At 46.5% G+C, this 8,276-nt stretch carries 5 protein-coding genes; 4 read left to right on the top strand and 1 reads right to left on the bottom strand.

The window, feature by feature from the left end:
- Positions 1-26: 26 nt before the first annotated feature.
- Positions 27-485: a DinB family protein gene (locus VIP81_RS01645; RefSeq protein WP_331956734.1), complete on the bottom strand. Its 459-nt coding sequence runs from the start codon at positions 483-485 to the stop codon at positions 27-29.
- Positions 486-694: 209 nt separating this feature from the next.
- Here VIP81_RS01645 and VIP81_RS01640 point away from each other — a divergent pair, with 209 nt between their 5' ends.
- The 4 genes from VIP81_RS01640 to VIP81_RS01625 all read left to right on the top strand — a co-directional run bounded on the left by VIP81_RS01640 (position 695) and on the right by VIP81_RS01625 (position 8,264).
- Positions 695-2,332, top strand: coding sequence for an acyl-CoA carboxylase subunit beta (locus VIP81_RS01640; protein WP_331956733.1), 1,638 nt, complete (start codon positions 695-697; stop codon positions 2,330-2,332).
- Between the two features lie 145 nt (positions 2,333-2,477).
- A complete protein-coding gene (rnhA, locus tag VIP81_RS01635; protein WP_331956732.1) occupies positions 2,478-2,939 on the top strand; it encodes a ribonuclease HI in 462 nt (153 codons plus the stop codon).
- A 70-nt stretch (positions 2,940-3,009) separates the two neighbouring features.
- Entirely contained in the window at positions 3,010-4,725 is a 1,716-nt protein-coding gene (gene aspT, locus VIP81_RS01630; RefSeq protein WP_331956731.1) for an aspartate-alanine antiporter, read from the top strand.
- 446 nt (positions 4,726-5,171) lie between these two features.
- Positions 5,172-8,264 (top strand): TonB-dependent receptor, encoded by a 3,093-nt coding sequence (locus tag VIP81_RS01625; protein ID WP_331956730.1) that lies wholly within the window; start codon positions 5,172-5,174, stop codon positions 8,262-8,264.
- Positions 8,265-8,276: the final 12 nt, after the last annotated feature.

Below are 8,276 nucleotides of genomic sequence, written 5' to 3'. Positions count from 1 at the left end.
AGCTAACAGCTAAAAGCTAACAGCTATTACGCGTACTTGTGTAACAATACAATCTGTCCCAGGTGATAGGCATCATGTTCTGCCAGTCCCTGTAAATAGTAGATAGCAATGTGCTCCGTACCGGGGAAAGTATCGAACAATTCTTTCTCCGGAAATTTACGGATAGTGGCGGCGATCTGTTCGAAAGAATGTGCCAGCCGGTGTATAGTGGCCTGCCAGTTTTCTTCTCCATGATTTTCAGGCATATAAAAATCCGGCAGATCTCCATCCTGCTCCGGTGCTTCGTTATGCATAAATCGCTGCGCACGCTGATGCCAGAATATGATATGATTCACGATCTCCCAGATATTATTTGATTCTCCGAAAGTCTTGACCGCCTGTTGCGCATCAATGCGGGAGAGATGCGGATAGAAAGTAACATCAATCCATGGTTGCCCATTGTAAAGGTTTTCAAGCGAAGCAGCTAAATGTTCCGTTAACGACATACGATCCGATTTTATTTTTTAAAAGATATTCTTGTCTCTTTTAAATGGGTACTTATATAACCCGGGTACGGCTGTATAAATGAGAAGTCAACCCCCTTTAATCATGATAATCATCTAAATAGGATCAGGACAAGGGCCGGTAGCCCTGCCGTAATTCGAATTTACTGAATTCTTTCCCTTATTTTTAAAGAATATAAAAAACCATCGTTATGGATCAGCAGCAACTGGAGAACAACAAAAATGAGGATGCTATGCGGATGGCAATCAGCACCATGAAACAACGCCTGGGCGTGATAGAACAGGGCGGGGGAAAGAAAAGTCTGGAGAAAGTGCGGCAGCGCGGCAAGCTGACTGCCCGTGAACGTATTCATTATTTAATAGACCGGGATTCTACGTTTACAGAGATAGGCGCTTTTGCTGCTTATGATATGTATGCAGAATATGGCGGTTGCCCTGCGGCTGGTACCGTAGGAGGTATCGGTTACGTAAGCGGCCGGCAGTGCATGATTGTAGCCAATGATATGACGGTGAAAGCCGGTGCCTGGTTTCCAATGACCGGCAAAAAGAATCTTCGCCTGCAGGAAATTGCCATGGAAAACCGGCTTCCGGTCATCTACCTGGTAGATAGTGCCGGCGTATTTTTACCGATGCAGGATGAAATATTTCCGGATAAAGAACATTTCGGGCGCATCTTCCGCAACAATGCACGTATGAGTGCGATGGGCATTACACAGATTGCCGCCGTAATGGGCAGCTGTGTGGCCGGTGGCGCCTACCTGCCTATCATGAGCGATGAAGTGCTGATGGTAGAAGGCAATGGCTCCATTTTTCTGGCAGGCCCCTACCTGGTAAAAGCAGCGATTGGAGAAGACGTAGATGCGGAAACGTTAGGCGGAGCTGTTACACATACAGAAATCTCCGGTATCGCCGACTATAAATTTAAAACAGATGAAGAATGTCTGGATCAGGTGAAACGCATCGTCGGTAAGCTGGGACATCAACCCACTGCCGGATTTGATCGGATTGCACCGCAGATGCCACTGAAGTCCGGAGAAGACCTGGACAGCGTACTGCCGGTAGATAGCTCCCGTCCTTATGATATGCTGGAAGTGATTGAACGGTTGGTAGACGGTTCTGCATTTGATCAGTATAAACAGGATTATGGTAAAACCATTTTATGTGGATATGCGCGTATAGATGGCTGGGCCGTGGGTATCGTTGCCAACCAACGCAAAATAGTAAAAAGCCGCAAAGGTGAAATGCAGATGGGAGGCGTGATCTATAACGACAGCGCCGACAAAGCAGCCCGCTTTATTATGAATTGTAATCAGAAAAAAATTCCGCTGGTATTTTTGCAGGACGTTACCGGATTTATGGTAGGCAGCAGAAGTGAACACGCCGGTATTATTAAAGACGGTGCTAAATTAGTGAATGCCGTCGCCAATTCCGTGGTGCCCAAAATCACCATCATTATCGGTAATTCCTATGGCGCCGGTAATTACGCCATGTGCGGCAAAGCTTATGATCCCCGTTTTATTTATGCATGGCCTTCCGCCAAAATAGCGGTGATGGGAGGAGAGCAGGCCGCCAAAACATTATTACAGATACAGGTAGCTTCTCTGAAAGCAAAAGGAGAAGTGATCACACCGGAAGAAGAAGCCCGCCTGCTGAAAGAAATTACAGATAAGTATTACGCACAAACCACCCCTTACTACGCGGCATCCCGCCTTTGGGTAGATGATATCATCGATCCGGCCGATACCAGGATACGCATTGCAGAAGGCATCAAAGCCGCCAATAATGCCCCGGTAGAACAAGCGTTTAATGTAGGCGTATTTCAGGTGTAGTAGGAGCTGAAGGCGGAAAGCAGAAAGCAAAAGGCTATTGGAGCGAAGATATGAGCGAATGATGGCTGGAGTATCCACCTCAATAGCTTTTTGCTTTCAGCTTTCTGCCAATATAATCTATCTTAGCGCTTCTTTAAAAATGAACATGGCTGAACTGGTAGTATATACTGATGGTGCATCCCGCGGCAATCCTGGCCCGGGAGGATATGGCGTAGTGCTGATATGGGGAAGTATCAGAAAGGAATTATCACAAGGATATCGTAAAACCACCAACAACAGGATGGAACTCCTGGCGGTGATTGTAGCACTCGAAGCGCTGAAGAAAGATGGCGTGGCCGTAACTATTTTTACAGACAGCAAATATGTGGTAGACAGTATTGAAAAAGGCTGGCTATGGGGCTGGGTGAAAATTAATTTTAAAGACAAAAAAAATAAAGACCTCTGGTTGCGTTTTATTCCACTGTATAAAAAGCATCGCATAAAAATGCAGTGGGTGAAAGGGCATGCCAGCAATCCTTTTAATAACCGCTGCGATGAATTGGCCACACAGGCCGCTGATAGCGGCGACTGGTTGATTGATGAGGGCTTTGAAAATGGATTGCTATAGAATAAACTTCTTCCTTCCGAACCAACAGGTGATCATAATTGTAATATAGGCGCAACCTTAATATTCAATTATGCTCACCTGGTTCATCGACACTTTACAGAAATACCCTGAAATAGCGGTGATGCTAACCCTGCTTATCGGCTACCTGATAGGGAAAGCCCACATTAAAGGCTTTACATTGGGTACGGTAACCGGCGTATTGCTGGTGGGTATTGCTATAGGCAGCTTTCATATCAACATTCCTTCCGAAACAAAATCTATCTTTTTTCTCTTCTTCCTGTTTTGTACCGGGTACGGTATCGGTCCCCAGTTTTTCCAGGGCTTGAAAAAAGATGGATTACCGATTGCACTTTTTTCGTTTATTGTATGTTGCAGCAGCCTGCTCTTTTGCTGGGGAATAGCGTCTTTACTTCACTTCGAAACCGGTACTACCGCGGGGCTGATGTCGGGCGCCAATACCTGTTCCGCTATTATCGGGGTGGCCTCCAATACCATCAACGAACTGGATCTGAATGATGATCAGAAAACGACCCTCGTCAATCAGATTCCAATTGCTTATGCGGTGACTTATATTTTTGGTACAGCCGGCACCAGCTGGTTTCTTTCTGTGATTGGCCCCTGGTTTATGTCTGGGAGCCGCGCGAAATTGATCGAACAAACCAAAGAGTTGGAAGCGAAAGTATCGGATGCTGCTGAGGAAGAAGACGAGAACATCACGAATGCCTATGATCAGGTGGCGTTCCGGGCTTATCTCGTTAGCGCAGAACTGGCAGGGGATGGCAAAACAGTGAGAGAGATTGAAGATATCCTGCATGAGAAAAAAAGATTGTTATACATCCTGCGGGTAAGGCGAAGCGGAAAATTGTATGAAACCGATAGTAATTTTATTATTAAACCGGGAGATATTGTTGCCATAGGCGGTCAGCGCTCCGCAGCTATTGCTTCGGAGGCCTTATTAGGGAAGGAGATAGCGGATGCTGAATTGTTAACCTTCCCGGTGCAGTCGGCTACCGTCATTATCACCAGCAAGGCGGCCAATAACAGACCGCTAAAAGAATTTACCCGGCACCCCGAGTTTCATGGTATCAGTATCCGCAAAATTACCCGTTCCGGTATTGAAATGCCTTTGTCTGCCTATACCATCATACAAAAAGGCGATGTGGTAGAAATGGTAGGTATTCAGCTGGAACTGGATAAAGCCGTGGCAGTTTTAGGCTATAAAGAAAGAGGGGGCGTGGAAACAGATATTGTATATCTCGCCGGAGGTATTGTGGCAGGTACATTGTTCGGAAGTCTCAGTGTTCATTTTGGCAATGTTCCGGTAGAACTCAGTACCAGTGGCGGTGCATTGATTGCCGGTCTGGTGTTCGGTTGGGCGCGAGGTATGCGCCCCAGTTTTGGTTATATCCCCGCGGCTTCCCAATGGGTACTCACCAAACTGGGATTGCATGTATTCATCGCCATCGTTGGATTAAGTGCCAGTGAAGGTTTTTTGAAGGGATTGAGAGAAGAAGGGCTGACCCTTTTCCTGGCCGGTGCGGTACTAAGTCTGTTGCCTATGATAGTAGCCCTGTTTCTTTCTAAATATGTATTCAAATTTCATCCGGCTATTGGGTTGGGCGCTTGTGCAGGAGCACACGACGAATCTGCTCCGCTGCTCGCGGTGCAGGATGCCCTGAATAGTAAAGTGCCCGCCCTTGGATATACGGTAGCATATGCAGTGGCTAATATTACCCTCACTACCTCGGGGGTGATTATCGTGTTGTTAATGCATAAAGGACGATAAAATAATCCGTTCATCATATTTTTATCGAGTGAAACCCGCGTCAGTACAGTAAACTACTGTTTATACAGTTTTTTCTTTTCAACTTTTTTAACATTTCTTTTGTTTTTAACTTGTAAAGAATATAGCTTTGCGTCCCATTAGTCTATAGGAGTTATAGGGTAAGAAAAACGGAACTAATTTTAAAGGAAAGCTTATGGAAAAATATACCCAACCATATTTCGTTTGCAACGATTGTTGTTGCGCTCAATCTTAAATCAGTAAACATTTGTCTGCTTAGCCACATCGCTGTGACAGCAGGTTACAACAATCATTAACTGTTCCCGGAACTTCATCTGTTCCCGGTATTTAACATCAATGGGATACAACGCTGCAAAGTCCGTTTACATACAGGCAGGGCATTGTATTGCCGCGAAGAACCTAATCACCGCTCATCTCAACTTTTGTTTATGTTACAACGACTACTTCTCTTACTGCTACTATTCAGCTCAACAGCAGTATTTGCACAAACACGGACCGTTACCGGCCGCATTTATAATGCGAAAGACAATACACCTTTGCCAGGTGCTTCGGTGGTAGTGAAAGGTACTACCAATGGTACAGTAAGTGATCCTGATGGAAATTTTAAACTGCAGGTCAATGATCCTGCAGCCACTACTTTACAGATCCGCTATATCGGTATGGAGCAACAGGAAGTACCCATTAGTACTACGCCGATTAATGTGGGACTCCGCTCTTCCGGTAAAGATTTAGGGGAAGTAGAAATAGTCGTGGCTTATGGTACCGCGAAAAAAGGTTCTTATACCGGATCTGTTGCGCAGATCAAAGGCACTGAACTGGAAAACAGGCAGGTGTCCAGCGTAACCAAAGCTTTACAGGGCCTGGCTGCAGGTGTGCAAAGTACTTCTACCAGCGGTCAGCCCGGTTCTGATGCTACCATCCGCATTCGAGGGGTAGGCTCTATCAATGCTTCTGCTGATCCGCTGTATGTACTGGATGGTGTGCCTTACGGCGGTAGCCTCAGTGCCATCAACCCATCCGATATCGAGTCTGTCAGCGTATTAAAAGATGCAGCCTCCAGTGCTTTGTATGGTTCACGCGGTGCGAATGGTGTGATTATCATCACCACCAAAAAAGGTAAAACAGCCGGTACAACGATAGATGCCCGCGTTAGTCAGGGCTTTTCCAAAAGAGCCGTGAAAGATTATGACAGGGTAAGCACCGACCAATACTTTGAAATGTATTGGGAAGCGCTCCGCAATGCCGGACTGACCAACGGTCTGTCTTCTGCTACAGCAGCCACACAGGCCAGTAGCGGCCTGGTTAGACGACTGGGCATCAACCCTTATGGCACCGCATTTCCGCAACCGGTAGGTACCGACGGTAAACTGGTAGCAGGTGCTAAAACATTGTGGGATGATAACTGGGACGAGGCCATGCAGCGCACCGGACATCGTACACAGGCTGATCTGAACATCAGTGGCGCCACGGAAAAAAGCAGGTACTATATTTCCGGTGGTTACCTCAACGATCAGGGTATTTACCTGGCCTCCGGTTTTAAACGCTATAACGTACGCAGCAATGTAGAGCTGGACGCTAAAAAATGGTTGAAAGTAGGATTGAATATCAGTGGCGCACATTCCGACCAACAAGCGCCTCCTTCGGAAGATAGCCGCTCCGATAACTACGTGAACTATGGCCGCCTCATGTCCAGCTTTTATCCTATTTATCAGCGGGACCTGACAACCGGTGCTTATTTGCGGGATGCCAACGGCGATAAAATATTTGATTATGGCAGCTACCGCCCCAGTGCCGTAAATACCAACACCAACCTCGTGGCAACTTCCGCAATCGATGAACATAATTACGGCAGAGATGATGTGTCTGCACGCGTTTTCGGAGAAGCCACACTCTGGAAAGGACTGAAGTTTAAAACCAGCTACAACGCGGATTATACCGCCATCAATCAACACGACTATACCAATCCCGTGTATGGCTTTGATGCGGAAGTAGGTGGTACCGTAGAAAGACAGTCAACCCGCATTTTTAGCTGGACTTTCAACAACCTGCTTACCTACGAGCAAACATTCAACGAAAAACATCACCTGAACCTGTTGGCAGGGCAGGAAACTTTTAAATATACCACCACCTTCATGGATGGTCAGCGTTCCGGCTTTTCCCTGCTGGGTCTCGATGAACTGTCTGATGCCGCACTGATCAAAGATTTGCAGGGCTACTCAGATACGTATAACCTTTACAGTTATCTCGGTCGTGCAGAATATGACTACCTTGGAAAATACTTTTTATCCGGATCTATCAGAGCAGACAGGTCTTCCCGCTTCGCGCCGGATCGCGCCTGGGGAACCTTCTGGTCTGTTGGTGCTTCCTGGAAAATGACGGAAGAAGACTTTCTGAAAAACAGCAGCTGGCTGAATGCCCTGACACTGCGCGCCAGCTACGGTGCACAGGGAAATGATAACCTGGGACCAGATTCTTACTATAACTACCTGCCATTGCTGGATGTAAACAGTAACCTCGGAGAAGGCGGTACCTATCGCAGGGTGTTGTACAACAAAAATCTGAAATGGGAAACGAATCTGAACCTCAACGTGGGTGTCGACTATTCCATGTTCGATAACCGCTTTGGTGGTACCCTGGAGTTCTTCCAGCGTAAGTCTAAAGACCTGCTGTACCTGAAGCCACTGCCACCTTCTTTGGGTTATGGATCTATTGCTCAGAATATTGGCGCATTGAAAAATACAGGTTACGAAGTGACCCTGCACGGCGTTCCGGTGAAAACAAAGGACTTCAGCTGGGTAGTGGATCTCAATATGACCCATTATAAAAACAAGATTACGGAGTTACCGCAAAAAGAAATTATCAGTGGTACGAAGAAACTGATGGTGGGAAAATCTATTTATGATTTCTGGCTGCGCGACTGGGCCGGTGTAGATGAGAAAACAGGTTTGCCGTTATGGTATGTAACAAATGCAGATGGCAGCAAAGGCACTACTGGTACCTATAGCTCCGCCACGCAATATTACATGGGTTCTTCGCTGCCGGACTTGTATGGTGGTTTTTCCAATACTTTCAACTATAAAGGATTTTCTTTCTCCTTCATGATCGCATACAGTGTAGGAGGTAAGGTCCTCGATCAGGATTACCTGTTCCTGTTAGGCACCGGAACTTCAGCAGGGCGGCCTTTCGGTACAGAGATGCTGAACCACTGGACGCCGGAAAATACGAAGACGGATGTACCAAAGCTGACCACCGTTCAAACCAACTGGACATCCGTTTCCAGCCGCTTTTTGTATGATGCCAGCTACGCCCGTTTAAAAACAATGAACCTGAGCTATAACCTCCCCAAAGCGCTGATGCAAAAAGCACACCTCAATAACGTGCTCGTTTATTTGCAGGGAGAAAATCTTTTCACCATCTATAACCATAAGGGCCTGGATCCTGAGCAATCCGTTGGAGGTACTACTTACTATCGCTATCCGGCTATCAAGTCTATATCTGCCGGTATTAACCTGAGCTTCTAAAAATTACGACCA

It is taken from the genome of Chitinophaga sp. (assembly GCF_036566945.1).
In the GTDB taxonomy this organism is placed as follows: Bacteria; Bacteroidota; Bacteroidia; order Chitinophagales; family Chitinophagaceae; genus Chitinophaga.
The sequence above is the reverse complement of the archived record's forward strand: the minus strand, read 5'-3'. Positions and strand labels throughout refer to the sequence as shown.